General features: G+C 66.1%; 21 protein-coding genes. 9 read left to right on the top strand and 12 right to left on the bottom strand.

The window, feature by feature from the left end; genetic code table 11:
- Position 1 precedes the first annotated feature (1 nt).
- The 3 genes from A5791_RS21525 to guaB form a co-directional block, all read right to left on the bottom strand.
- The gene (locus tag A5791_RS21525; RefSeq protein WP_067241170.1) at positions 2 to 1,738 is read right to left on the bottom strand and encodes a GMC oxidoreductase; all 1,737 of its coding nucleotides are present in this window, start codon (positions 1,736 to 1,738) and stop codon (positions 2 to 4) included.
- A gap of 82 nt (positions 1,739 to 1,820) precedes the next feature.
- Positions 1,821 to 2,948 carry a GuaB3 family IMP dehydrogenase-related protein gene (locus tag A5791_RS21520; RefSeq protein WP_067241167.1) on the bottom strand — a complete coding sequence of 376 codons (1,128 nt, stop codon included), beginning with the start codon at positions 2,946 to 2,948 and terminating at the stop codon, positions 1,821 to 1,823.
- 3 nt (positions 2,949 to 2,951) lie between these two features.
- Positions 2,952 to 4,559 carry an IMP dehydrogenase gene (gene guaB / locus A5791_RS21515; protein ID WP_067241164.1) on the bottom strand — a complete coding sequence of 536 codons (1,608 nt, stop codon included), beginning with the start codon at positions 4,557 to 4,559 and terminating at the stop codon, positions 2,952 to 2,954.
- A gap of 211 nt (positions 4,560 to 4,770) precedes the next feature.
- On the opposite strand from guaB, the gene A5791_RS21510 reads away from it, so the two are divergent.
- Positions 4,771 to 5,181: a DUF5319 domain-containing protein gene (locus tag A5791_RS21510; RefSeq protein WP_067241274.1), complete on the top strand. Its 411-nt coding sequence runs from the start codon at positions 4,771 to 4,773 to the stop codon at positions 5,179 to 5,181.
- A 6-nt stretch (positions 5,182 to 5,187) separates the two neighbouring features.
- Here the strand turns inward: A5791_RS21510 and A5791_RS21505 are convergent, their stop codons facing one another.
- The 3 genes from A5791_RS21505 to A5791_RS21495 form a co-directional block, all read right to left on the bottom strand.
- Positions 5,188 to 6,081 carry an anti-sigma-D factor RsdA gene (locus A5791_RS21505; protein WP_067241162.1) on the bottom strand — a complete coding sequence of 298 codons (894 nt, stop codon included), beginning with the start codon at positions 6,079 to 6,081 and terminating at the stop codon, positions 5,188 to 5,190.
- Entirely contained in the window at positions 6,074 to 6,649 is a 576-nt protein-coding gene (gene sigD, locus A5791_RS21500) for an ECF RNA polymerase sigma factor SigD (RefSeq protein WP_067241159.1), read from the bottom strand. The genes A5791_RS21505 and sigD overlap by 8 nt, the downstream gene beginning before the upstream one ends.
- A gap of 82 nt (positions 6,650 to 6,731) precedes the next feature.
- Positions 6,732 to 7,562, bottom strand: coding sequence for a hypothetical protein (locus tag A5791_RS21495; RefSeq protein WP_156661538.1), 831 nt, complete (start codon positions 7,560 to 7,562; stop codon positions 6,732 to 6,734).
- 383 nt (positions 7,563 to 7,945) lie between these two features.
- Here A5791_RS21495 and A5791_RS21490 point away from each other — a divergent pair, with 383 nt between their 5' ends.
- On the top strand, positions 7,946 to 8,242 hold the full coding sequence (locus tag A5791_RS21490) for a WhiB family transcriptional regulator (protein WP_067241157.1): 297 nt from the start codon (positions 7,946 to 7,948) through the stop codon (positions 8,240 to 8,242).
- Positions 8,243 to 8,305: 63 nt separating this feature from the next.
- Here A5791_RS21490 and A5791_RS21485 read toward each other — a convergent pair whose 3' ends face one another.
- Positions 8,306 to 8,926, bottom strand: a complete 621-nt coding sequence (locus A5791_RS21485; RefSeq protein WP_067241155.1) for a TetR/AcrR family transcriptional regulator — start codon at positions 8,924 to 8,926, stop codon at positions 8,306 to 8,308.
- An 85-nt stretch (positions 8,927 to 9,011) separates the two neighbouring features.
- On the opposite strand from A5791_RS21485, the gene A5791_RS21480 reads away from it, so the two are divergent.
- The 3 genes from A5791_RS21480 to A5791_RS21470 all read left to right on the top strand — a co-directional run bounded on the left by A5791_RS21480 (position 9,012) and on the right by A5791_RS21470 (position 10,324).
- Positions 9,012 to 9,695, top strand: coding sequence for a hypothetical protein (locus A5791_RS21480; RefSeq protein ID WP_067241153.1), 684 nt, complete (start codon positions 9,012 to 9,014; stop codon positions 9,693 to 9,695).
- Positions 9,696 to 9,785: 90 nt separating this feature from the next.
- The gene (locus tag A5791_RS21475; RefSeq protein ID WP_067241150.1) at positions 9,786 to 10,013 is read left to right on the top strand and encodes a ribbon-helix-helix domain-containing protein; all 228 of its coding nucleotides are present in this window, start codon (positions 9,786 to 9,788) and stop codon (positions 10,011 to 10,013) included.
- Positions 10,010 to 10,324: a toxin gene (locus tag A5791_RS21470; RefSeq protein ID WP_067241148.1), complete on the top strand. Its 315-nt coding sequence runs from the start codon at positions 10,010 to 10,012 to the stop codon at positions 10,322 to 10,324. Before A5791_RS21475 ends, A5791_RS21470 begins: the two co-directional genes overlap by 4 nt.
- An 84-nt stretch (positions 10,325 to 10,408) precedes the next feature.
- Here A5791_RS21470 and A5791_RS21465 read toward each other — a convergent pair whose 3' ends face one another.
- The 3 genes from A5791_RS21465 to A5791_RS21455 form a co-directional block, all read right to left on the bottom strand.
- Entirely contained in the window at positions 10,409 to 16,906 is a 6,498-nt protein-coding gene (locus tag A5791_RS21465) for an AAA family ATPase (protein ID WP_067241146.1), read from the bottom strand.
- Between the two features lie 2 nt (positions 16,907 to 16,908).
- Complete coding sequence (locus A5791_RS21460) at positions 16,909 to 17,976, bottom strand: phosphotransferase (RefSeq protein WP_067241144.1); 1,068 nt, start codon at positions 17,974 to 17,976, stop codon at positions 16,909 to 16,911.
- Between the two features lie 68 nt (positions 17,977 to 18,044).
- Positions 18,045 to 18,443 (bottom strand): nitroreductase family deazaflavin-dependent oxidoreductase, encoded by a 399-nt coding sequence (locus tag A5791_RS21455; protein WP_067241141.1) that lies wholly within the window; start codon positions 18,441 to 18,443, stop codon positions 18,045 to 18,047.
- Between the two features lie 87 nt (positions 18,444 to 18,530).
- On the opposite strand from A5791_RS21455, the gene A5791_RS21450 reads away from it, so the two are divergent.
- Together A5791_RS21450 and A5791_RS21445 are read left to right on the top strand one after the other, a co-directional pair.
- Complete coding sequence (locus tag A5791_RS21450) at positions 18,531 to 19,109, top strand: TetR family transcriptional regulator (protein ID WP_067241138.1); 579 nt, start codon at positions 18,531 to 18,533, stop codon at positions 19,107 to 19,109.
- Between the two features lie 24 nt (positions 19,110 to 19,133).
- A complete protein-coding gene (locus tag A5791_RS21445; protein WP_067241135.1) occupies positions 19,134 to 20,129 on the top strand; it encodes an LLM class flavin-dependent oxidoreductase in 996 nt (331 codons plus the stop codon).
- 15 nt (positions 20,130 to 20,144) lie between these two features.
- Here A5791_RS21445 and A5791_RS21440 read toward each other — a convergent pair whose 3' ends face one another.
- On the bottom strand, positions 20,145 to 20,522 hold the full coding sequence (locus A5791_RS21440; RefSeq protein WP_231995976.1) for a hypothetical protein: 378 nt from the start codon (positions 20,520 to 20,522) through the stop codon (positions 20,145 to 20,147).
- A 202-nt stretch (positions 20,523 to 20,724) separates the two neighbouring features.
- Here A5791_RS21440 and A5791_RS21435 point away from each other — a divergent pair, with 202 nt between their 5' ends.
- Both A5791_RS21435 and A5791_RS27785 read left to right on the top strand, forming a co-directional pair.
- Complete coding sequence (locus A5791_RS21435; RefSeq protein ID WP_067241129.1) at positions 20,725 to 21,558, top strand: mycofactocin-coupled SDR family oxidoreductase; 834 nt, start codon at positions 20,725 to 20,727, stop codon at positions 21,556 to 21,558.
- Positions 21,559 to 21,733: 175 nt separating this feature from the next.
- Positions 21,734 to 22,507, top strand: coding sequence for a superoxide dismutase family protein (locus A5791_RS27785; RefSeq protein WP_082967061.1), 774 nt, complete (start codon positions 21,734 to 21,736; stop codon positions 22,505 to 22,507).
- Positions 22,508 to 22,653: 146 nt separating this feature from the next.
- Here A5791_RS27785 and A5791_RS21425 read toward each other — a convergent pair whose 3' ends face one another.
- A complete protein-coding gene (locus tag A5791_RS21425) occupies positions 22,654 to 24,171 on the bottom strand; it encodes an adenylate/guanylate cyclase domain-containing protein (RefSeq protein WP_067241124.1) in 1,518 nt (505 codons plus the stop codon).
- Positions 24,172 to 24,248 lie beyond the last annotated feature (77 nt).

Raw genomic sequence — 24,248 nt, 5'->3', positions numbered from 1 at the left:
GTCAGCCCGCGTTGCTTACGGGTTCGATCGGCAGCCACCGCAGCGCACCGGGAGCTTCAGCGGGAACCACCGGATGCTCCGGCGGGATCGGGTCCAGCCGGCGGTAATTGTCGCCCTGCAGCGGCCGCTGGTCGTTCTCGCCCTTGTTCGGCCACAGCGACGCGGCCCGCTCGGCTTGCGCGGTGATCGACAGCGACGGGTTGACACCCAGGTTCGCCGAGATCGCGGCGCCGTCGACCACGTACATGGTCGGGTAGCCGTAGACCCGGTGGTAGGGGTCGATGACACCGTTTTCGGGGCTGTCCCCGATCACCGCACCACCGAGGAAGTGCGCGGTCAGCGGGATGTTGAACAGCTCACCCCACGTGCCGCCGGCCACACCGTCGATCTTGGCCGCGATGCGCCGGGTGACCTCGTTGCCGACCGGGATCCAGCTGGGGTTCGGCTCGCCGTGACCCTGCTTGCTGGAGTACCAGCGGATGCCCAGTTTGCCGCGCTTGGTGTACGTGGTGATCGAGTTGTCCAGGTGCTGCATCACCAGGGCGATCATGGTGCGTTCGCTCCACTGACGCGGGTTGAGCAGCCGCAGCATGCGGCGCGGATCATCCCTCGCCTGCTCCAGCAGCTGTTTCCACCGCGGCACGTCGGTGCCCTCGGGACCCGAGCCGTCGGTCATCAGGGTCTGCAGCAGCCCCATCGCGTTGGAGCCCTTGCCGTAGCGGACGGGTTCGATATGAGTGTCCGGTGTCGGATGTATCGACGACGTGATGGCGACCCCGTGGGTCAGGTCCAGGTCGGGTGACACCTCCAGCCGTCCGGCGCCGACGATCGACTCGGAGTTGGTGCGGGTCAACACGCCCAATCGCTTCGACAGACGCGGCAGCTTGCCCTTGTCTCGCATGTTGAACAGCAGGTGCTGGGTGCCCCAGGTGCCGGCGGCCAGGATCAGGTAGGTGGCGGTGAAGGTGCGCCGATCGCGGCGCAGCCAACTGCCGGTGCGGACCGTGCGAACCTCCCACAGCCCGTCGGAACGCTGCTCGAAACCCTTCACCGTCGTCATCGGAATCACTTGTGCCCCTGCGGATTCCGCGAGCCCCAGGTAGTTCTTCACCAAGGTGTTCTTGGCGCCGTAGCGGCAGCCCGTCATGCAACAGCCACACTCCATGCAGCCGGTGCGCGCAGGACCCGCGCCCCCGAAATACGGGTCGGGCACGGTCACGCCCGGGGCCTGGGTACCGTCGGGGCCGAAGAACACCCCGACCGGAGTAGGTACGAACGTGTCACCGCAGCCCATCTCGTCGGCGACCTCCTTGACGATGCGGTCCGCGTCGGTGAACGTCGGGTTGAACACCACGCCGAGCATCCGCTGCGCCTGGTCGTAGTGCGGCCCGAGCTCGCTGCCCCAGTCGGTGATGTGCTTCCACTGCGGGTCGTTGAAGAACGGCTCAGGCGGCACGTACAACGTGTTGGCGTAGTTCAGCGAACCGCCGCCCACTCCGGCGCCGGCCAGGATCATCACGTTTTTCAGCGGGTGGATCCGCTGGATGCCGTAGCAGCCGAGCCTCGGCGCCCACAGGAACTTACGCAGGTTCCAGGACGTCTTGGCGAACTCGTCGTCGGCGAACCGGCGGCCGGCCTCCAACACCCCTACCCGATAGCCCTTTTCGGTGAGCCGCAGTGCGCTGACGCTACCCCCGAAACCCGAACCGATGATCAGTACGTCGTAATCCGGCTTCATCGGCCCAGCCTACGGCGAGCAGACGCAGAATCGCACAATTCGGAGCACGGGAGTGCGATTCCACGTCTGCTCGCGCGTGAGCTCAGCTGCCGACGGTCAGGCCGACCTTCTGGAATTCCTTGAGGTCGCAGTAACCGGCCTTGGCCATTGACCGTCGCAGACCACCGACCAGGTTCAGGGTGCCGAACGGGTCGTCGGACGGACCGTTGAGAACCTGATCGAGCGGCGGCCGCTCGCCGACGGCAATCTGCAACAGCGCGCCCCGCGGCAACGACGGGTGCGCCGCCGCGGCGGGCCAGAACCATCCTTGCCCGAGTGCCTCGGCGCTTTCGGCCAGCGGCGTGCCGAGCATCACCGCGTCGGCTCCGCAGGCGATGGCCTTGGCCAGCTCGCCGGAGGTGTGGATGTCGCCGTCGGCCAGCACGTGGACGTAGCGGCCGCCGGTCTCGTCGAGGTACTCCCGCCGGGCAGCGGCGGCGTCGGCGATCGCGGTGGCCATCGGCACGCTGATGCCCAGCACCTCGTCGGTGGTCGTCACCCCGTGGGTCGAGCCGTAACCGACGATGACGCCCGCCGCGCCGGTGCGCATCAGATGCAGGGCGGTGCGATGGTCCTGCACGCCACCGGCGACAACGGGGATGTCCAGCTCGGCGATGAACGTCTTCAGGTTGAGCGGCTCGCCATCACTGGCCACCCGCTCGGCGGACACGATGGTGCCCTGGATGACCAGCAGGTCAATACCGGCCGAGACCAGCACCGGCGTCAGCGCCTGGGCATTTTGCGGGCTGACCCGCACCGCGGTGGTGACACCGGCCTCGCGGATGCGGGCCACCGCGGCGCCCAGCAGGTCAGGGTTCAGCGGGGCCGCGTGCAGCTCTTGCAGCAGCCGGATCGCCGCCGACGGTTCGGGCTCCTTGCGGCCGGCCTCGACCAGCTGCGCGATCTTGGCTTCGACGTCGGCGTGCCGGCCGATCAGCCCCTCGCCGTTGAGCACCGCCAGCCCGCCGAGCCGGCCCAGTTCGATCGCGAACTCCGGCGACACCAGGGCATCGGTCGGGTGGGCGATGACGGGAATCTCGAACCGGTAGGCGTCGAGCTGCCAAGCCGTCGACACGTCCTGCGACGAGCGGGTGCGCCGCGACGGCACGATGCCGATCTCGCTGAGTTCGTAGGTGCGACGGGCCACGCGGCCCATCCCGATCTCGACCATGGATTATCGGACGTAGTAGTTGGGCGCTTCGACGGTCATCGCGACGTCGTGCGGATGGCTCTCTTTCAGCCCGGCCGGGGTGATCCGGACGAACTGCGCCTGCTGCAGCACCTCGATGGTGGGCGAACCGGTGTAGCCCATCGCGGCGCGCAGCCCTCCGGTCAGCTGATGGATCACCGACGAAAGCGGGCCGCGGAACGGCACCCTGCCCTCGATGCCCTCGGGCACCAGCTTGTCCTCGGAGAGCGCGTCGTCGGCGAAGTAGCGGTCCTTGGAGTAGGACTTGCCCGATGTTCCGGCGCCCCGGCCTGCCATGGCGCCCAGCGAGCCCATGCCGCGGTAGCTCTTGTATTGCTTGCCGTTCACGAAGATCAGGTCGCCGGGCGCCTCGGCGGTGCCGGCCAGCAGCGAACCCAGCATGGTCGTCGACGCACCGGCGGCCAGCGCCTTGGCGATGTCGCCCGAGTACTGCAGTCCCCCGTCCGCGATCACCGGCACACCCCTCGGGGCGCACGCCGCGACGGCTTCCAGAATCGCCGTGATCTGCGGAGCGCCGACCCCGGCCACCACCCGGGTGGTGCAGATGGAGCCGGGACCCACGCCGACCTTGACCGCGTCGGCGCCGGCCTCGACCAGCGCGGTGGCGGCCGACCTGGTCGCCACATTGCCGCCGATCACCTGGACCCGATCGCCGACTTCGGCTTTGAGCTGGGCGACCATGTCAAGCACCAACCGGTTGTGGGCATGGGCGGTGTCGACCACCAGCACGTCGGACCCGGCGTCGACGAGCATCATCGCGCGGACCCACGCGTCCCCGCCGACACCGACGGCAGCGCCCACCAGCAGCCGCCCGTCACTGTCTTTCGTGGCCAGCGGATGCTGCTCGGTCTTGACGAAGTCTTTGACCGTGATCAGCCCGGTGAGCCTGCCGTGGCCGTCGACGATGGGCAGCTTCTCGATCTTGTTGCGTCGCAGCAGGCCCAGCGCTGCGTCGGCGCTCACGCCTTCCTGCGCCGTGATCAGTGGCGCCTTGGTCATCACCTCGGCGACCTGCCTGGACTGGTCGACCTCGAACCGCATGTCGCGGTTGGTGATGATGCCGACCAGCGCGCCGGAGTCGTCGACCACGGGCAGCCCCGAGATCCGGAACTTGGCACACATCGCGTCTACCTGAGCCAGCGTGTTGTCCGGCCGGCAGGTGACGGGATCGGTGACCATGCCGGCTTCGGACCGCTTCACCATCTCCACCTGGCTGGCCTGTTCGGCGACCGGCAAATTGCGGTGCAGCACACCCATGCCGCCGGCCCGTGCCATCGCAATGGCCATCCGCGCCTCGGTGACGGTGTCCATAGCCGAGCTGACCAACGGCACCTTGAGCCTGATCTTCTTGGTGAGCTGGCTGGACGTGTCAGCAGTGGCCGGCACCACGTCGGACGCTGCCGGCAGCAGCAGGACGTCGTCGAACGTCAGACCCAGCATCGCGATCTTGTTCGGGTTGTCGCCCCCGGTCGGCACCGGTTCGGGGGCCAGGCCGCCGAGGGAAGCGTCGCGCACGTACGGACTGGCAACCAGGTCAGAGCTGTCTTCGAGGCCGGACATGCCACGGGACATCGGCGGGCCTTCCTTAACCATGCTTTGCGGTGAAGAATCCATCCTATCGGCTCACCTGCCCCCGGTGACGATGCGCGGCGCGGAGCGGCGCGATGAGGAACCGGACAATCGAATCGGAGCCGACTCGCAGCTCTTGGGCGCGCCGACGATGAGGTTGCGCACTGGACCGGCCGCTAGCGTTATGGCGGCCCGCCTGCGTACGCTAGTAGGCGTGCGCGACCACCTCCCCCCGGGTTTGCCGCCCGACCCTTTTGCCGACGACCCCTATGACCCGTCGGCAGCCCTGGATGCAGTCGAGCCGGGCCAGCCTTTGGATCAGCAGGAGCGGATGGCGGTCGAGGCCGACTTGGCCGATCTCGCCGTCTACGAAGCCCTGTTGGCGCACAAGGGAATTCGCGGGCTGGTGGTGTGTTGCGACGAGTGCCAGCAGGACCACTATCACGACTGGGACATGTTGCGCGCCAACCTGCTGCAGCTGTTGATCGACGGCACCGTTCGCCCGCACGAGCCGGCCTACGACCCCGAGCCGGATTCCTATGTCACGTGGGACTACTGCCGCGGCTATGCGGACGCCTCACTCAACGAAGCGACATCCGACGCCGACGGATACCACCGCCACTGACCCATTTCAGGGTGCTGTCGGCTCCACCGAAGTAGTGGTTGTCGAACCGTGATGATGCTTGTGCTTGGTCGACGACGGAGTTGCCGACGCAGTTGGTGACGGCGTCGGGGATTCACTCGCGGACGGATTCGGCGGCGGGGAAGTCGTGCCGGCCACGGTCGACGGTGTGGTGGTCGTCGGTGCCGACGGGGTCGTCGACCTGGCTGGGGCGGTCTTCGACTGCGGGGCCGGGGTCGCCGGCGAATTCACCGTCGGCGGGGCGGCCGGCGGCAGCGTCGCGTTGGGGTCGCGGCTCTCCACCTTCGTGTTGAGCAGGTTCAGCTGGTTGATCAGGTCCTGCCGGCGGCTGGGGTCGTTCATGGCCTGCACCGTGCTGCTGACCTCGGCCAGCTGGTTCTGGGCCTGAGCCCACTGGCCCTGGGCGATCATCTGCTGGACCTTCGCCAGATCGGCCTTGGCGGACAGCACGACCTGATCGTCGTTGACCCGCCGCTCGTCGAAGAACATCGCGTGCAGGCCGTATAGCGCGTCGCCCGGACGGGCGTCGGCAACCACCGCCCCGAAGCCGCTCAGCATCAACAGCGAGGCAGCCACCGAACCGACCGCCGCGAGACCGTGCCGTGCGCGCCGGCGCTCATCGATTCCGGTGCGCAGCGCCTCCACCGCCTCGTCCGGGGAGACCAGCGCGCTGGCCGGGGGCCACCGCAGATCGTCGCGCCACTGCCCCAGCAGGGCGGCCAGCGCTTTGTCTTCCAGGCCGTCGGGATCGTCGAAGTCGATGTCGGAACGGTCGGCGAGCGCGTCGAGCATCACATCGGTGCGGGCCAGCTCGTCCAATCCCGCGTCGAAAGCCGACGCATCGTCCCCGGTAAATCCCAAATCGGAACCTAGGTCACGCATAATCACCTGCCGCGACAATCTCGTCTTTCAACCGTTGAAGTGCGCGATGCTGGGCCACCCGGACCGCTCCCGTGGTACTGCCGACGGCGGCGGCGGTTTCCTCGGCGGACAGGCCGACGACGACCCGCAGGATCAGGATCTCGCGTTGCTTGGCCGGCAGGATCTCGAGCAACTCGTTCATCCTGGTGACCGAATCGGCTTCGATGGCCAGCTGCTCCGGGCCCGCGTCGGCCGACCAGCGCTCCGGCACGGATTCCGCGGGATAGGCGAGATCACGGCCGGCGGCCCGATGGGCGTCGGCCACCTTGTGGGCCGCGATGCCGTAGAGGAAGGCCAGGAACGGCCGCCCCCTATCTCGGTATCGCGGCAACGCCGTGATGGTGGCCAAGCACACCTCCTGAGCCACGTCGTCTGCTGACAGGCCGCCCCGCTCGGCCGTCCCAACGCGCGCGCGGCAGTATCGGACGACGATCGGGCGGATGGTCTCCAGCACCTCCCGAAGCGCATTTCGGTCTCCTGCTACGGCCTCTGCAACCACAGCGTCGAGACTTTCTCCTCGAATTGTCATCGACGGCGGTATCTCCAACGTTACGAACTGGACACATCCCGGGGCTAACTCGTGAGAATGACAATAACGGTCGAAAGCGATTTCACCCGGTACGCCAGGTCCCACCGGCGCGTCGTACCTGACCTGCGCAGATATCGCGAATTTCGGGTAAATCCCGTGCTGAAAATGTGACGCTTCCGATATCGATCAGCAAGCAAGCCAATGCCCAGCGAAGTGGTATGAGCGCGAATTCTCCGGCGGCTTCCAGCGCTTTTTCGGCGACTTTGCGGGCGCGCTCGGTGGACCCGGCGCTGCACAGCGCCGCGGCCAGCACCACGTCGCTCTTGACGCGGTGCCGGGCCGATGGAACGGCCATGGCCTGAGCCAGTTCGACCCCTTCGGAGGCGTGGCGCACCGCGGTGGCCCCGTCGCCGGACGCCATCGCCAGCTCGGCGGCCACCCAGCGCCTGCGCACCCGCAGCCGATCGGCGACCCGCTCTGGCAACTCGGCCGCCTCGGTCGCGGTGTCCGCGCGCGCCAACAGCGTCGCCGCAGCGGCCAACCGGCCGACGCCGAGCGCGTCGGCCGCCAGCCCGACCAGCGCGTCGGCCCGGGCTTCGGGATCGCTGCCGGCCAGCGCCAGGGCACGCCCGTCCCAGCCGCGCGCCAGCGTGTGCCAGCCGAGCTGACGCAGGAAAGATCCCTGCGTGCTGTGCGCCAGTGAGACCAGCGGGCCGCTCGCGGCGCCGCCGCGCAGCGCCGCCAGATCACGGTAGGCGCTGCCGTAGCGGCCTTGCCCCCCGGAAGCGATTGCACGCAGCCACAATTCGTAGGGCGTCGTCGCCGTGGGCAGCGGCCAACTTTCGGGCCGGTTCCCAAAGGCGGCAGCGGCCAGCGTGCGCTCAATCATCGACGTCTGCGGAGTTTCGCTCACGGTGATAGCGGAGTGTCGTTCGGTAAACAGTTTGTGGTTTCTGCGTTACCGAGATATTACTCACGAGCGGCAGTGTGCTAATTGCTTTGGGTTGCTCGCACGGCCGTGAGCTGGGAAATCTCTGTCTCGGTCGCACTGCTGTTAGCACACCTAGGGTTCTCCGAATGCATAACACATGAACGCAGAGTTAATTCTCTTGCAACGCATAGGAATTAGATCACTCCGTGCGGTCATTGACGGAAATTTGGCGCCCCGTTTAGCGTCTACTCTAAGCGGCAGGTTGTCATCGGTGACGCCACTCTTAGTCGCACAAGTTCTTAGTCGGACAACGCTTCGCAAACCCTGACCTCACTTGGGCGTGCTGTGTAGAAAGGGCAAACGCTATGCCACAACCGGAGCAGCTACCTGGACCGAACGCCGATATCTGGAACTGGCAACTGCAAGGCCTGTGCCGCGGCGTCGACTCGTCGATGTTCTTCCATCCCGACGGCGAACGCGGCCGGGCCCGGATGCAACGCGAGCAGCGCGCCAAGGAGATGTGCCGGCGTTGCCCGGTGATCGAGCAGTGCCGTTCGCATGCCCTCGAAGTGGGTGAGCCCTACGGCGTCTGGGGCGGGCTTTCCGAAGCCGAGCGCGACATGCTGCTCAAGGGCGCCCTCGGCCGCCGACGCACCGCCTAGTCCGGCGAGCAGACGCAAAAGCCCACGAAATCCATTGCTATTGGGAGCTTTTGCGTCTGCTCACTACGAATTAGCGATGCCCTCGAACATCAACCGGACGGCTGCGTTGACGGTGCTTGCTCGCTCGTCGTCGTCTAGAGCGGGGTTAAGGTTCATCATCGCAAGGCCGAAGATCATGCCGATCACGGCGCGTGACGTGGCAGTTGTGTCCAGGTCAGCCCGCAGATAGCCGTGCTGCCGACCATGCTCGTAGAAGTCGGCATTCATCTGGACGGCTAGGTCGAACAAGTCGTCAACACGTTTGCGCAGGTCGGCGTCGACGCTGGCGGGCTCGATGAGCAGCAACCGGACTACCCGAACGTCGCTGCTGATATCTGCCAGGGCCGCGCCGATGCGGGCGGCCTGACCCCGGTATTCGTCGAGCGTGCTCGCGGCTTCGGGCGCGTTCTCGGCGGCGATCGCCGCCATTGCCCGCTCGATGACGGTGTTGACGACCTCATCGAGGATGGCGCGTTTGTTCTCGAAGTGCCGGTAGAAGGTGGAATGCCCGATGCCGACGCGCTTTGCGATATCGGCTACACCGGCCTCGTGATAGCCCGATTCGGCGAACACGTCGATGGCCGCGTCAATGATTTCCTCGCGCAGCTGCAGCTTGCGGCGTTCGGCATACGAGGGTCGGGTCACCTGGACAGGATATTTGATTCCTGGGTGGAATCGTGATTCCGTTATGGGTAGACATATCCCATTCAATATCCGAGGAGCGCGACGGATGACGGCACTTGCAGGCACGAATTCCCTGGTTGATGACCGAATATCGCGATTGGAGGCGGTCGCAAAAATCGATCCGCAGGCCGCCCAGGATGCGGCCTGGGCGTGGATCTCCCGCTTGGGCGCAGGCCTACCCGGCGACGACGCAGAGACTGAGCTGGACCGGCTGTTCGCCGCGGGCACGCCCGCGGACGTGGACGGCCAGACCCACGGGATGCTGGTCGGCTGGACGACGCCTGATGCCGACCTCGACCCAACCGGACGGGTACTGCACGCCGCTGCGAAAGCTGTGACCAGTCAGCTGGGGCTGATGCCGTGGCTGGGAAAGAAATTCGACCGCCGGGCTCAGCGCGGAACCAACTCGGTCACCATCACGGCCACGATCCTCACCAAGCTGCTGGCCCCGAGCTATCGGATGCGCCGCATCGGCGACCATTGGGAAGGCTTCGACATGCTCAACCGCGTCGAGGCCAGCGTCGTCGCACCGGACACGCGCGTGCTGGTACTCGACTACGAGACCATCGGCACCAACCCGTGGCCGATCAACCGCATCCGTGACGAAGCCGTGCAGATCGTGCCGGGCATCTACCTGGGGGCCAAACTGTGGCACCAGGGCCGTGGAAATCGGGGGTACCGCAAGCTCGCCTACTGGGCTGCCAAGTCGCCGATAGAGGTCTGCCCGTGACTTCCATCCAACTCGACGGTGCCGAGGTGGCGGTGCGCTGAACCTCTTTTTGCCCTACCCCGAGGTAGGATGATCGGTAGGATAATCGGTATGGCGAAAGAGAAGATTTCCGTAACAGTGGACGCCGGCGTTCTCGCCACTGCCGACATCGACGCCAAGGCCGCTGGTTTGAATCGGTCGGAGCTCATCGAGCAGGCCTTGCGCAATGAGCATCTACGAATTGCGTTGCACGACTACACAACACGGACCGTGCCGGCGCTCGACATCGATGCCTATGCCGAGAAGGTGTACCGAGCCAACCGGACCGCGGAGTTGTGATCAACCCGGGTGACATCTCGCCGCGCCGCGATAGCGACCAGGAGCTTTACGTGGCGGTGCTGTCCAACACTCTGCACCTCGCCGCGGATACCGGACGTGTCATCACCTGTCCATTCATTCCTGGCCGGTTGCCTGACAGCGCAATGGCGATGGTCGTCGCTGTCGAGCAGCCGCAGGGCACTCTGCTGCCGGAGCTTGTGCAATGGCTGCCGAGAGCCGCTCTGGACGAACCGATCGGCGCCATTGATGCTGCCGCGCTTCGCCAAACGTCGGCGATCGTCGCGTCACTTATCTCAGAGCCTTCGCACTAGCCGCGCCGGTTGCGCGAGCAGACGCAAAAGCACCTGAAATGAAGGGATTTCGCGAGCTTTGCGTCTGCTCGCGCTACTACGGCGCTACTTCGCTCGCTGCTCGGCCAAGGCAAACGCAGCCGCTTCGTCGTCGGGCTCGAACACGTAGAGCGAACCAAGGCGGCCGTCGCGGATCTCAAACACGAGGAGTCGCGTCCACGCGTACTGCTCACCTTCTGGACCGACGGCCTCACGTTCCAGGCGGGTGACGCTCCAATTCGGCGACACCCAGCACACCGCCGAAAGCCACGTCCGTACCGAGACCATCATCGAGTTCAGCTCGCCCAAGCTGGCGCGAAGGTCGTTGGCCGAACGGTCCGGAAAAGCCGACCGCGTCCGAGTCTCGACACGCAGGTCCGGCACGCTGAGCTCGCCGAGCAGCCGGTCGAAGTCGCGGTTGTTCACCGCGGCGATCGAGTCGACGACGATGACTCCCGACTCCGCGTATGGCGCACCCTCGCCGGCGTAGTAGCGGCGTTCGAGCTCGCAGTAGGCGCCCTCGAAGTCGTCTTCGTCGAATTGGCCCGTATAGGTGATCCGCTGGTCGTCGCTGACCTCGAGCACACGCAGATGAGTTGTTTCATTCCCGGCCGCATCGAACCAGCGCCCCCGGCACAGCTGCACGCGCTCACCGCGCACAGCCAGAATGCTTACTTCGAATTGCGTGTATTGAGCGAAGACTCGTTCACCAGCGGCGAGCAACCCTTCACGGTCGTCGATCGGGACGCCCCTGCTGAGTCGGCGCTGATCATCGAAGATGAATACGTCCGCGTAAAACTCGGCGGCGGCCGCGGCATCGTGTGCCCGCATGGCCGCGTAAATGCCGTGCACTGTCTGGGTGGCCCAGTTGCCGACCGCCAGCCGGCTGGGTCTGGACCGCATACGCTCCTCGGCAAGGGCGAACGCGGCTTCCTCGTCATCCGGGTCAAACTCGCACAGGAATCTGAGGTGCCCATCGCCGAACTCATATACATACAACCAAGTCCACGTGTACGGTTCGCCGTTTAGTCCGACAGCCTCGCGCTGCTGGCGAATCACCGCGCAGGTCGGCGACAGCCAGCGCACTGCCGCGTGCCATGTCCTGACCGAGGCAACCATCGAGTTCAGCTTCTCGACGCTGGCGCGGAATTCCGCTGCCGACCGGTCCGGGAAGACGGAGTGGGTGGCCCGGTTTTCCAGGCGCATGTCGAGGGCAGTGAGCTCGCCGAATACCCGGTCGAAGTCCGCTCGGTTGAAGGAGGTCATGAAATCAACCGCGATGGCGCCCGACTCGGCATACGGCGCACCCTCACCGGCGTAGTAGCGGCGTTCCAGCTCTCGGTAAGCGCCCTCGAAGTCGTCCTCGTCGAAGCGTGCGTCATATGTGATCCGCCCGGAATCGTCGATCTCGACCAGGTGCAGGGGCGTCGTTTCGTTGCCGGCTTCATCGGACCAGCGGGCCCAGGACAGCTGCAGCCGTTCACCGCGCACGGCCAGCGTGCGCACCTCGAACTCCGAATAATGATCGAGGATTTGTTCAATTGCGGCGAGCAGCGTCGCACGACCGTCGATCGGTTCGCCGCTGAGTCGGCGTCGATCATCAAATGCGAACCGTTCGGCGTAGGACTCGACGGCGGCGGTGGCGTTTCGTGCCCGTATCGCGTCGACGAGGCCGGCTACCGCCAGGGTGGCGCGGTTGCTGACCGCGAGCCTGCTGGGGCTGGCTCGCATCCGCTCCTCGGCAAGAGCGAAGGCCGCCTCCTCGTCGTCGGCTTCGAACTCGCACATCGACGCGATTCGACCGTCGCAGACTTCACTTACCATCAGGCGCGTCCATGCGTACGGCTCACCGTCGGATCCGACGGCCTCGCGGTCCAGTCGGGCAACCAGCCAGGTCGTCGACAGCCAGCACACGGCTGAGAGCCACATCCGCAACGCGGCGACCATGTCGTTCAGCTGCCCGGAGGTGGCGCGCAGGTCGCTGGCAGAACGTTCCGGGAAAGGCGAGCGTGACCGGTTCTCGATGCGCAACCCAGGTGCCATGAATTCGCCGAACGACCGGTCGTAGTCGCCCTGATTGAAGGCGATCATGCTGTTTGCCGTGACGGCACCCCCCTCGGCGTACGCTGCACCTTCGCCGGCGTAATAACGGCGCTCCAGCTCCCGGTACGCGCCCTCGAAGTCGTCGACGTCGAAGCGTGCCTCGTAGGTGATTCGCCCGTCATCGCCGACCTCGATCACAGCGAGTTGAGTTGTTTCATTCCCCGAGTCATCGGACCAACGGGTCCAGGACAGCTGCAAGTGTTCACCGCGCACGGCCAGAGTGCGCATCTCGAATCGCGTGTATTGAGCGAGGATTCGTTCAGCAGTCTCGAGCAGCGTCGCAGGATCGTCAATCGGGTCGCCGCTGAGTCGGCGCCGATCATCGTAGGTGAATCCCGCCGTGTAGTGCTCGACCGCGCCGGTTGTGTTGCCCGCGCGCATCGCATTGTAAAGGCGTTCCTGAGCCTGGCTGGCGCGGTTGCTGACCGCTAGCCGGCTGGGCGTCGCTCGGATCCGCTGCTCAACGGCTGCGAACGCCTGCTCTTCATCGTCTGCGTCGAATCGGCACATCCAGTCGAGGCGACCGTCACGGAACTCGAAGCCCATGACCATCGTCCACGCGTAGCGTTCGCCGTCCAACCCGACAGCCTCACGCTGCGTGCGCGCTACCCCGCAGGTCGGCGACAACCAGTACATCGCCGAGTGCCATGTGCGCACCGAGGCGACCATCGAGTCAAGCTCCTCGACGCCGGCGCGAAATTCCGCGATCGAAAGATCCGGGAAGACGGCCTGGGACCGATTTTCCGCGCGCATCTCAGGGGTACTGAACTCGCTGACCAACCGGTCGAAGTCGGCTTCGTTCAAGGCAATCATGAATTCGACGACAGCCCCCGCCTCGGTGAACGGTGCGCCTTCGCCCGCGTAATAACGGCGCTCCAACTCGCGGTAGGCGCCGATGAAGTCGTCGTCGTCGAAGCGGCCGTGGTAGGCCATCCGCCCGTCATTGTCGGCCTCGATCACATGGAGACCGATGGTCTCGTTCCCGGCGTCATCCCACCAGCGCGTCCATGACAGCGCCAAGCGCTCACCTCGAACTGCGAGTGTGCGTACCTCGAAATCTGCGTAGGTCTCCAAGACGCGCTCAAGGCCTGCTCGCATCTCAGCCCGGTCCTGGATCGGGTCACCGCTCCACCGCCGTCGATCGTCGTAGACAAAACCATCTGGAAAGATCGCGACGGCACTGTCGACGTCGTGGGCCTGCAATGCCAGTCGCAGGGCCTCGGCACTCTTGCTGGCCCGGTTGGCGACGGCCAGGCGTGATTGCGTAGCGCCCGTCACCGGCACGACATGTTCGACCGCACGCCCGCCCTCCACTTCTTTCGCCGCATGCAGCGCCTGGGCGTCGCGTCGCGACTCCTCCGCTCCCCGCGAATCACCGGCGGCCGCAAGCACCCGACCGAGCGCGAGGCAGGCCTCGGCGTGATCGAGCACCAAATCGGTGTCAGCCGCGACCGCGACGCCCTCCCGAGCCATGACAATGGCTTCGTCGTACCGGCTCTGAGCCGCCAGGATCTCGGCGCGCACCGCCCGCCACGCGATGGCCGTCTTCAAGTTGTGCCCGGCCAGGTGCTCGCTTTCGGTGGCGTAGCGGTCGGCTTCGTCGACGCGTCCCTGCGCGAGCACCGACCGCGCCAGCAGGGCGGCGGCCTGGCCCGCGTCGGCGCCGACGCCCAAGGCGTCCAGCCCCTCCAGGGCGGTCCGGAAGTGCGGTTCGGCCGCGACCGGGTCGGCGGCCATCAGCTCGATGATTCCGGCGAACAGCTCGGTCTCCATCAACCCGTGGCGAAGGCCGAGATCGGCGACCACCTCGCGGGCGTCGGCGAGCATCGAGCGGGCCTTGTCGGGGCGCCCGCGCAGCAGCTCGAGCACCGCCAGGCAGCGCAACGAGGTCGCCTCGAGCGAGGGCGCTGCCGTGGTCATGCGCTGCATCCGTACCACGTCCAGGCACCGCCCGCCGGCCTTCGGCACCGGACTGGGTCCCCACAGCGCTGCGGCAGGGGCCGCGCCAAGCGCGGCGGTGATCTGCCGGTGGTCCCCAGCCTGACGCGCCGCGACCAGCGCCTCGAAAAGGTCCACCTCGCAGTCGCCGATCCGTCCGAGCCGGGCCCGCGCACCCGCGCGCACGCGGTACGCCTTGGCCAGCCCGGCCGCATCTCCTCGTCGGGTGAACTCGTCGATTGCGCCCTGCAGGCGGGTTTCGGCCTCCAGCAACCGATCCGGATCGGTGTAGACGACGAACTGGCACCGGTAGCAGGTCGCCCATGGCGCCAGCGCCTCACCGGCGAGGCGCTCAAGGTCGTCGACGAGAGGGGCACCCGCGGCGACGTCGCCGGCCGAGAGGAAGGCTTCGCAGCCGACCAGTAGTAGTTCGGCATCCAGCGCCTCGTCGGCGGCGGCCAGCGCCGCACCGCGGGCGGCCTGGGTTCCCGCTGAGACAAGTTGGTCACGGTCGAGCGCGCGGCGCGCCGATGCCAAGTAGCACCGTGCCGACCGGACGGCGAGATCGTCGGTGTGCTCGTCGCGCATGCCCAGATCGCGTCGGTATCGGTGAGCGGAGTCCAGATGCCGGGCAATCATTTCGTCGGTGTCGAAGGCAACGTTCGCGCCACCAGCTGCCACCCACTCGGCGAGTCCCTCGTGCAGTTCCGCCCGGTCCGACTTCAACAGCCGGCGGTAGGCGACGTCGCGGATCAGTACGTGATGGAACCGCCAGACCGGTTCGTCGCCGATGTAGACGCCGGTCGGCTGCGCGAGTTCGAGACGACGCAGGCGGTCCAGGGATCTCTTGAGATCGGGCGCATTCCGTTTCTCCAGCGCGCACACTGCGGCCAGCGAGAAGTCTGTGCCGACCACCGACGCGACCTCGAGCACGCGCCGGTCCACGGCGTCCAGGCGCTCCAGCCGGGACGCCAGCAGGGCTTGGATCGTGGGTGGGATGGCGATGGCGTCGGCATCGATAGTCAGCCGCCAGCCGGACGGCTCCGCCACCAAAACCCCGTCGTGGACCAGCATCCCGACCAGCTCCCGGACGAAGAGCGGATTACCTCCGGTCGACTCTGGGAGGCGGCTCGCCAGCTCTTCGGGCAGCCGGGAGCCGCCCAGGACGCCCGCAGCCAGCTCGGCCGTCGCATCCGGGCCAAGACCGCCGAGGTGAAACGTCTCCGACACCCACTCGACGAGATCTGGCCGGTTCTCCCGGAGCTCGGGGCGGGCCAGGGCCACGACCAGGAGCGGCACCTCCTTCACCCACTCCGCCAGGTGCTCGACGAAGTCGACGAGCAGGGTATCGGCCCAGTGCAGGTCGTCGAGGATGATGACCAGCGGCTCCTCGGATGCCAGCACCTCGACGTACCGGCGCAGCGCCCAGAAGGTCTCCTCCACCGAGCCCGGGACGCCGGCCGCCAGGCCGTTGAGGTCGCTCAGCATGCGATCCCGCTCGGGGACGTCGCCCGGAATGTCGGCGTCGAGGTCGCGGGCGCGTAGCACCTCGACGATCGGTGCCAGCGCGACGGTCTGCTCGGCGTCGCACCGGGCCGCAACGACGCGGATGCCTGGCCGGGGCTCGACGAACTCCGCCGCCAGCCGGCTCTTGCCGACGCCGGGATCGCCGATGACGGTAACCAACCGCGCAGCCCGTGCGGCGACCGTGTCGTCGAGCGCGACCTGCAGCCTTCGCAGCTCGTCGGCCCTGCCGACGAAGACCGCTGAGTCAGCGGCCTCCGATTGGCGGCCCTGCCACTGGTACACCGACACGGGGGCGGTCCGGCCCTTCACCTGCACCTGGCCCAGCGCGTCGTAGCGATGCCGGCCGCGCGTCGACCGCCACGTCTCCTCGCCGACGACGACGTGACCGCGCGGGCATTCGGCCTCCAGCCGGGCCGCGACGTTCAGCGCGTCGCCCACCAGGTCGGCGTCACCGGCGCCGACCACCACCTCACCGGTGTTCACTGCCACCCGCAGGGCTAGCTCAACCCCGTGCGTCTGCGATACGCCCGCGGCGACCTCGACGAAGCGCTCCTGCAGCTCGACCGCGGCTTCGACAGCGTGATCGGCGTCGTCGGGGCCCATCGCGGGAACGCCCCACACGGCCATGAACCCGTCGCCGATGTACTTCGTGACACCGGCCCGATGGCGCTCGGCGGTCGAGCGCAGCAGGTCGTGGTAGCCGGCGATGACCTCGCGAGCCGTCTCGGCGTCGACCTGCTCCTCGAAGCTGGTCGAACCGGCCAGGTCGGCGAACATCACGGTCACGGTCTTGCGCACCGCGGGCGTGTGGACGGCCGGGCGGACCTGCTCCTGCAGCGGCGCGCCGCACGCGCGGCAGAAACGCGCGGTAGCACTGGCCTCTACGCCGCAGGTTTGGCAGACCCGGCCGAGTGACCCGCCGCAGCCTTCGCAGAAGCGGGCGTCCTCTTCGTTCGCGGTGCCGCACGACGCGCAGGCGCGGCGTTGTTCAGCCATCGTCAGTCGGGCCTCAGCGACAGGGCGTCGTGGTCCTCGATCGCAATGCCCGCGCGGTTGGACATTGTCCGAAGCAGTTGCAACTGGCGGTCGTTGGCCAGGTCGAGCCGCCCGGCCGCAATCACCGGGTAGGCGAAACACCAGGCCGTGGTGAGCCGGTAGTCGCGCCATAGCTCCGGAAGGGGATAGTCGATTCCCTGCTGGGCGAGTTCTTCGGCGTACCGCTCGACGAGCTGGCGTTCACAACTTCGGCGCGTCTCGGTGGCAAGGCTCTGGCTCACGAAATACGCGACGTCGTAGGCAGCCCGGCCCTTTGAGGTGACCTGCCAGTCAAGCGCCGTCACCGATGGATCGTCCGCAGCGACCCCGAAGAACAGCTGGTCGAGTCGTAGGTCACCGTGCAGGAAGGTGTGTGGTGGGCGGCCGAGCTCTTGCCAGAACCACGGTATGAGGGCCGCAAATCGCTCGCCGAAGCTACGCATGGCCGCCGACAGGTTCGCGCCCACACCGTCGAGGAAGCGCGGCCAGGCGGCCTCGAAATTCTCGGCGAAGGCCGCCGGGAACGGCGGCGTATTGAACGACTTCAACCAGGGCAACGCCGTGAAGCGCCGGCTTTCCCACCAGCAGCGGTGGTGGCGGGCGATCGCATCGATCACCGTTTCGGCATCGGCAGTGCTGCACCCCACGATCTGGTCGGCGACCCGGAGGCGGCCAAGATCTTCGAGCACGAGCAGGAAGTCGTGCGTCGTTTCGTCGAAGCCCGAAAAGTAGGCGCGCGCCGGCCGCAGCGGGTTGGCCAGGCCGATCTCCTGATAGAACCGCACCTCACGCAGGTAGAACTCGAGGTCTTCGCACACGGACGACCGGACTGCGCTGGGGGCGAGCGGCACCTTCACCACCACCGACCGGGGGACGTCAGGAGCGCCGTCGAGGTGGGCACGGTAGAGGCGGCCGAGTAGCCCGACCCCGATCGCGATCTGTTCGAGCCGACAGTTCCGCACGTCAGCGCAAAGCACCTCGCTGAGCCATTCCGCGGTTACGGACGAGGGATCAGTGGGGAACCCTGCCATCGGCCCGCCCTCCGTCTGAATGACGCAATTTTACGAAATCCTGCGGATACGGCGGGCCTTTCGGCGTATCAGGCAGCCGAGCGTTCGCGTATCACGTCGACCCGCAGAAAGTCGGGCGCGTTGATCACCCAGCGCAGCATGAATCGGATCAACAACGGCATGTCGCTGGCTTTTTCGTCGCGGTAGACGATGGGATTGCCGACTTGATAGTGCTGGCCCCGGGCGTCGATCTCGCAACCTCCGGCGGCGAGCACATTTCGTACCCAATCCGCGCCGCGCCCGTAGGTCAGTGCGATCACGAAGCCGTTGCCGCGGCGAAATGCCCACAGCGGAGTCCGGAAGGTCCGGCCCGATTTGCGGCCGCGATGGACGATTACCGCCCATCCCGGAGCCCATGGCGCGATGAATCTGGTCAGCTGGTTGAGCCCGACCTTGTTGAGGTGGGCAACCCATCGAGGCGTCGGCATGAGAAAAACTCCTCACTTGTGGAATTCTCACTATGACGCTAATCCTGAAACCCGGCAGAAGTCAACGACTGTAGAATTCTTGGCACTATGCCCAAGACTGGACGGCGGCCAGGAAACGCCGACACCCGCCGACTGCTGTTGGAGACCGCAGCACACCGGTTCGCCGAAGCGGGCTACGACAAGACTTCGGTGCGCGACATCGCGGGCGCCGCGGGGGTCGATCCGGCGCTGATCCGACACTATTTCGGCAACAAGGCAGGGTTGTTTCGGGCCACCATGGGGTGGCCCTTCGATCCGGCGCAGATCGCCGCGCAGATCACCGGCGGGGACCGCAGCGCGCTCGCGGAGCGGCTGAGCGGGGTTTTCTTCGACGCCTGGGAGCAGCCTCAATCGCGTGCCGCGCTGCTGGCCATCCTGCGCGGCGCCGCCACCCATGACGAGTCCGCCGCCCTGGTCCGGCAATTCATCAGTGGGCAGCTCTATCCGCTGATCGCCGAGGCGGTGCAAGATCCGGATGGTGAATTACGGGTCGATCTGGCGATGGCTCAACTATTGGGCATTGCCCTGCTGCGCTACATCATCAAGGTGGAACCGATCGCGTCGCGGCCCGCCGACGAGCTCAAAACCCGTGTCGCCCCAGTGATCAGCGTCCACCTGAACCGTTGACCGCGCCCCCGTAGGGTCTGAATTATGGACATCTCATGCGCGTTCGCAACCTCGTCGAACACCCCGGCCCACGTGGAGTTGGCCGAATCCCTCGGCTACCGGCGTGCATGGCTTTACGACTCGCCGGCGCTGTATCCGGACGTGTGGATGATCCTGAACCGATGCGCCGAGCGCACGTCGCGGATCGGCCTCGGGCCAGGTGTGCTGGTTCCGAGCCTGCGTCATCCGATGGTCAACGCCGCAGCGATCGCCGAGCTGGTTAACGAGGCGCCTGGGCGGGTCGTCGTGGCCATCGGCTCAGGCTTCACCGGCCGAATGGCGCTGGGCCAGCGCGCGATGCCATGGCGGAAGGTCGCCGAGTACGTGCGCTGCCTGCGGGCGCTTCTCGCCGGCGAAACCGCCGAGTGGGACGGAGCCAAGACCCGTATGCTCCATCTGCCCGGATTCGGCGCCCAGCGACCGATCGATGTGCCGATACTGATCGGCGCCGACGGCCCGAAAGGACTGGCTGTCGCGGCCGAGCTCGGCGACGGCGTTTTCTCCGCCGCCGTCCCACAGCCCGATGCCGCGAAAGTTTCCGACTGGCGCGCGTTGCTCTGCTTCGGCACGGTGCTCGACGAAAGCGAGGACTTGACGTCGCCGCGTGCCCTGGACGCAGCGGCGCCCGGTGCGGTGGTGCTCTATCACGCCATGTATGAGCGCGGCGGCGCCGCGGCGGTCGACGCGCTGCCGGGCGGGCGAAGCTGGCGGGAGGCGATCGAAGCCTACCCGCCCGATGAGCGGCACCTCGCGATCCATGCGGGGCATCTGGTCAAGGCCAACCGAAGCGACGAGCCGCACGTTGCTGACCTGATCCCGTTCGCCAGCTCGGCGGCGTTGACCGGCAGGGCGGACCAGATAGCCGAGAAAATCGCGGGATTCGCCACGCTGGGAGTGACCGAAATCGTCTATCAGCCAGCAGGTTACGGCATCGAGCGCGAGCTCAGCGCGTTCGCGTCCGCCGCTGGCCTGACGGGCTAGCCGGCGCGAAATCGCTCAGGCCGCAGCAGCCAGCGCCCGTGCGTAATTCACCTGTTGGTTGACGCTCATCAGGGACATGGGCCCCACTACTGGAATCAACGTCGAATGGTGAAACCCGCTGCCCTGCACTGTGACCTGGATGTAGCCCCCGTACCGGCGGTCCTTCATCGGCAGGAAGAGCAGTCCCAGCAGACAAAACCAGACGAAGATTACCGCCAGCACGATACCCACGGTGGAGATGCTTTCCGAATAGTGCGACATGTCTGTCACGGTCCACACGGAGCCGCGGATGGGATGCGTGCCGGTCGGCGTCGCCACCCAGCGCTGCGAGACGGCGATGTCGCCGATCGTCGTCAGCCACTGCTCGGGCTCGCCGCCTCGGTAGTCAGTCAATTGCTCCACCGGGCGATTAAAGCACGGACCCTTGGCTGTCAGAACCGAATCCGCGCCGATTAGGGCTCTAGCGCGAAGAGTCAACCGCGGCAAGAGAAACCGCGGACGCACGCGGGCGCCGGAATCTTCATTCGAGACGACGAAAGAAATTGACTACTCGATTACCTCGATCCAGTTGGGGTTATTGGCGGATACTCGACCCATGGCAGGACAATTCGACGGCAAAGTCGCGTTCATCACTGGCGCCGCGCGCGGTCAGGGCCGGTCACATGCCGTTCGGTTCGCCGAGGAGGGCGCCGACATCATCGCCGTCGATCTCTGCGATCAGATCGCCAGTGTCGCCTATCCGATGACGACCCGCGAGGATCTCGACGAGACGGTCAACCTGGTCGAGAAGACCGGCCGCCGTATCGTCGCCGAGCAGGGCGACGTCCGGGACTTCGAGAGGCTGAAAGCCGTTGTAGCCGAGGGAGTTTCCGAATTGGGCAGGCTCGACTTCGTGCTCGCGAACGCGGGAATCCTGCCGGCGGTCGGCGAAGAGCGCCATGAGATGGCTGCCTACGTCGATTCGGTCGACGTACTGCTCAACGGTGTCTACTACACGATCGAGGCCGCATTGCCAGCGCTGTTGGACCACGACGAGGGCGGAGCCATCGTGATCACCAGCTCGACGGCCGGACTCAACAGTCTTTGCCCCGCATTCAGCGGTCGAAGCCACGGCCTGGCCGGCTACCACGCCGGCAAGCATGGCGTCGTCGGCCTGATGCGGTATTATGCAACCTCGTTGGCGGAGAAGAACATTCGGGTCAACACCGTGCATCCGACCGGCGTCGCGACGCCAATGATCGTCAACGAGCCGTTTGCGCAATTGATGGCCGAATATCCCGAAGGTGCATCCGCCTTACAGGCGCCGTTGCCGGTGGAGCTCATCGAGGCCGCCGACGTGAGCGAGGCGATGGTTTACCTCTGCGGGCGGTCGGGGCGCTACATCACCGGGATCACCCTGCCGGTGGATGGCGGGATCTCGGTCAAATAACCAGCTCGCCGAGGTGGCAAGTCGACAGCGTCCACCACGACACGTAAATCGCTGCGAAGACTCGCCGAGAACGCTCGCAGTGGCTTAAGTCTGGCGGGAGCAAACCGATCTCAATTTCCATTCGAAGACCATTCGCAATCGTTTCGACCTGGGTAAATACGGGTAGGCACGGCCTATGAAAAAGGGTGTTTGCTTCGCGGTCGCGGCGCTTACCGCAGCCATGGCACCGTTAGGCGCTTGCTCAAACCAGGGCGGTAACCAGTCCACTACGTCGCCGTCCTCGGGCGCACCGCCCGGCACGGAGCGGATGACCACACAGTTGAAGGGCGCCGACGGCAGTCAAGTAGGCACCGCCACAATCGATTTCACGAACGGCTACGCCACCGTGACCGTAGAAGCCGGACCCAATCATGTCTTGAGCCCCGGCTTCCATGGGCTCCGGATCCACTCCGTCGGCAGATGCGAGGCCAGTTCGGCTGCGACGGGAGGGTCGACCGGGGACTTCAATTCCGCTGGAAGCGTCTACCAGGCGTCGGGTCACACCGGCTACCCCGCCAGCGGCGACCTGACTGCATTGCAAGTACGGCCCGACGGTTCGGCGAAATTGGTCACTACCACTAGCTCGTTTACCGCCGCGGACCTGAGAAATAGCTCGGGTACTGCCCTCGTCATTCAACAAGACGTGGATTACCTCAGCAATGGCGCTGCAAGTGATTCGGGTAAGCGGTTGGCCTGCGGCGTGATTGCCGCGGCGAGCGCGACGACCACCTCGTCGACCACGCCGACGACCACCGTCACCGAGACGATTGTCACCACGACGGTAGTGCCGCCGGCGTCCACGAGCACGAGCACCAGCACCAGCACAGTCACCCTCACCAGTGGCCCGACCACCACATACCCGTCGACAACCTCGCCGACCACGACCGTAACGACTCGCCCCGGCGGCTGACGCCCACGTCTGAATAGCACCGAAAGCCGGCGATACCGACTGACGGGTCACGCGTTCCTAGTGGTGGTGGCCATGGTGGTGGCCGTGTCGGCCTCCTCAGCCGGCTTGTCCACCACGGCCGTCTCGGTTGTGGGAGACAAGCCAGGTCAGCCGAGGGGACTCAGCGCCGGATCGACGCTGAAAATCGTGACAGCGGCTGACTTTCCTTTCATCGCGTGCGATCCACGGTCGATCAGCCCGGCCGGTCGAGATTCCAGAGCGTCAACGGTCTGCTGCGTGGCCAGAATCGTGTCGCCGGTGACCTTGGTGAGCTGCTCGACACGGGCCGCGACGTTGACGGTGTCTCCGATCAAGGTGAACTCGAGCTTGGCTCCACCGCCGATCGTGCCGGCGATGACCGGACCGGTATTGATCCCGATACCGATCCGAAGCTCGCCGTCGAAGCGCGCAGCAACGAGCCGCTGAATCAGAACGGCGGTCTGCACCGCAGCACCGGCATGCCCAGCGAGGGCGTTGGGCGCACCAAAAACGACCAGTGCGCCATCGCCGAGGAACTTGTTGACGTGCCCTCCCGCGTCGACCACGGCGGCCACCACGATTTCGAACAGAGCGTTCAAGCGTGCCACGATGTCTTCTGCGGCGTTCGACTCGGCGAACGGCGTGAAATCGCGCACGTCGACGAACATGACCGTCACCTCACGGCGCTCGCCGGTGAACACATCGTCGCCCTGCTCGAGCAGTCGGGCCGCCAGCCCCGGGTCGACGTAAGTGCCGAAAGCCGCCTGAAGCCGTTGTCGCTCAGTTAATCCCGCCTGCATCCGATTGAATGACGCCGCCAGGGCGCCGAGATCGTCATCCTGGACTACTGGCACGCGTCGGGTGTAATCGCCTGCCGCAACGCGTTCAGTGCCTTCGGCGAGGTCGCGGATCGGACGCAGTGCCGGCGAGACGATGGCACCGACGGTGACCGGCGCCGCGAGCACCGCCGTCGCTATGCAGGCGATCACGAGCGGCAGCACCGGGGAATCGCTGACTCGGCCTAGCAGGACCCCCACCATCACGGCCCCAGTGGTGAAGTTGCACAGGGCGCTGAGCATCGAGACTTCCAACCACCGGGCAAACGTCGGACGGGAGCGTGGAAGGGCGTCGCCGATCCCCGAATCCCCGGCCAGCGCTGCTCTCACCGGGCGCAATGATCCCTCCATGAATGTGTGGAAGCTGATGAGTGTCGTGACGATTCCCATGACGCCACCCACGATCGCGTACTGGACGACCCGCATCCCATGAGCTCCGGCGAGCACACTGACAATCGCGAAAAATGTTGCAGCCCAGATGGGTACGAACCACAACTGTCTAATGCCCGCTGCCCGACCCCACACGTACGTTTCGTTGAGCGCTTGAAATCGATCGACCTCGTCACCGGCCGACACCGGCCGCATCAAGCGAAATCGTCGTCGACCAGGTAGCACGACAAACGACTGCAATACGACCGCGATAGCGGTTACGACGACCGCTTCGAGATAGCGACTCGATCTCTCGTAACAAATGATGATTAAAGACCAAAGGGCGTAGGTCACGAGCATCGATGTGAACCCGAATGCCCAGATCACCCACGGATACTTGGCGCCGTGCCGATCCCACACCCACTGCCAGATGCGATCCATGCCGAGAGACTAAGCGCCCGAGGCCGTGGAACTGCGGAAATTTGCAGGTTCAGCCCTGAGAACCGAAACACCCCGCC

It is taken from the genome of Mycobacterium sp. 852002-51163_SCH5372311 (assembly GCF_001667115.1).
GTDB lineage: Bacteria > Actinomycetota > Actinomycetes > Mycobacteriales > Mycobacteriaceae > Mycobacterium.
The sequence above is the reverse complement of the archived record's forward strand: the minus strand, read 5'-3'. Positions and strand labels throughout refer to the sequence as shown.

Excerpts from the sequence above, each read along its gene's own strand:
- A5791_RS21525 (WP_067241170.1), bottom strand. The coding sequence starts at position 1,738 with ATGAAGCCGGATTACGACGTACTGATCATCGGTTCGGGTTTCGGGGGT.
- A5791_RS21520 (WP_067241167.1), bottom strand. The coding sequence starts at position 2,948 with ATGGTCGAGATCGGGATGGGCCGCGTGGCCCGTCGCACCTACGAACTC.
- guaB (WP_067241164.1), bottom strand. The coding sequence starts at position 4,559 with ATGTCCCGTGGCATGTCCGGCCTCGAAGACAGCTCTGACCTGGTTGCC.
- A5791_RS21505 (WP_067241162.1), bottom strand. The coding sequence starts at position 6,081 with ATGCGTGACCTAGGTTCCGATTTGGGATTTACCGGGGACGATGCGTCG.
- sigD (WP_067241159.1), bottom strand. The coding sequence starts at position 6,649 with ATGACAATTCGAGGAGAAAGTCTCGACGCTGTGGTTGCAGAGGCCGTA.
- A5791_RS21490 (WP_067241157.1), top strand. The coding sequence starts at position 7,946 with ATGCCACAACCGGAGCAGCTACCTGGACCGAACGCCGATATCTGGAAC.
- A5791_RS21480 (WP_067241153.1), top strand. The coding sequence starts at position 9,012 with ATGACGGCACTTGCAGGCACGAATTCCCTGGTTGATGACCGAATATCG.
- A5791_RS21475 (WP_067241150.1), top strand. The coding sequence starts at position 9,786 with ATGGCGAAAGAGAAGATTTCCGTAACAGTGGACGCCGGCGTTCTCGCC.
- A5791_RS21465 (WP_067241146.1), bottom strand. The coding sequence starts at position 16,906 with ATGGCTGAACAACGCCGCGCCTGCGCGTCGTGCGGCACCGCGAACGAA.
- A5791_RS21460 (WP_067241144.1), bottom strand. The coding sequence starts at position 17,976 with ATGGCAGGGTTCCCCACTGATCCCTCGTCCGTAACCGCGGAATGGCTC.
- A5791_RS21455 (WP_067241141.1), bottom strand. The coding sequence starts at position 18,443 with ATGCCGACGCCTCGATGGGTTGCCCACCTCAACAAGGTCGGGCTCAAC.
- A5791_RS21450 (WP_067241138.1), top strand. The coding sequence starts at position 18,531 with ATGCCCAAGACTGGACGGCGGCCAGGAAACGCCGACACCCGCCGACTG.
- A5791_RS21445 (WP_067241135.1), top strand. The coding sequence starts at position 19,134 with ATGGACATCTCATGCGCGTTCGCAACCTCGTCGAACACCCCGGCCCAC.
- A5791_RS21435 (WP_067241129.1), top strand. The coding sequence starts at position 20,725 with ATGGCAGGACAATTCGACGGCAAAGTCGCGTTCATCACTGGCGCCGCG.
- A5791_RS27785 (WP_082967061.1), top strand. The coding sequence starts at position 21,734 with ATGAAAAAGGGTGTTTGCTTCGCGGTCGCGGCGCTTACCGCAGCCATG.
- A5791_RS21425 (WP_067241124.1), bottom strand. The coding sequence starts at position 24,171 with ATGGATCGCATCTGGCAGTGGGTGTGGGATCGGCACGGCGCCAAGTAT.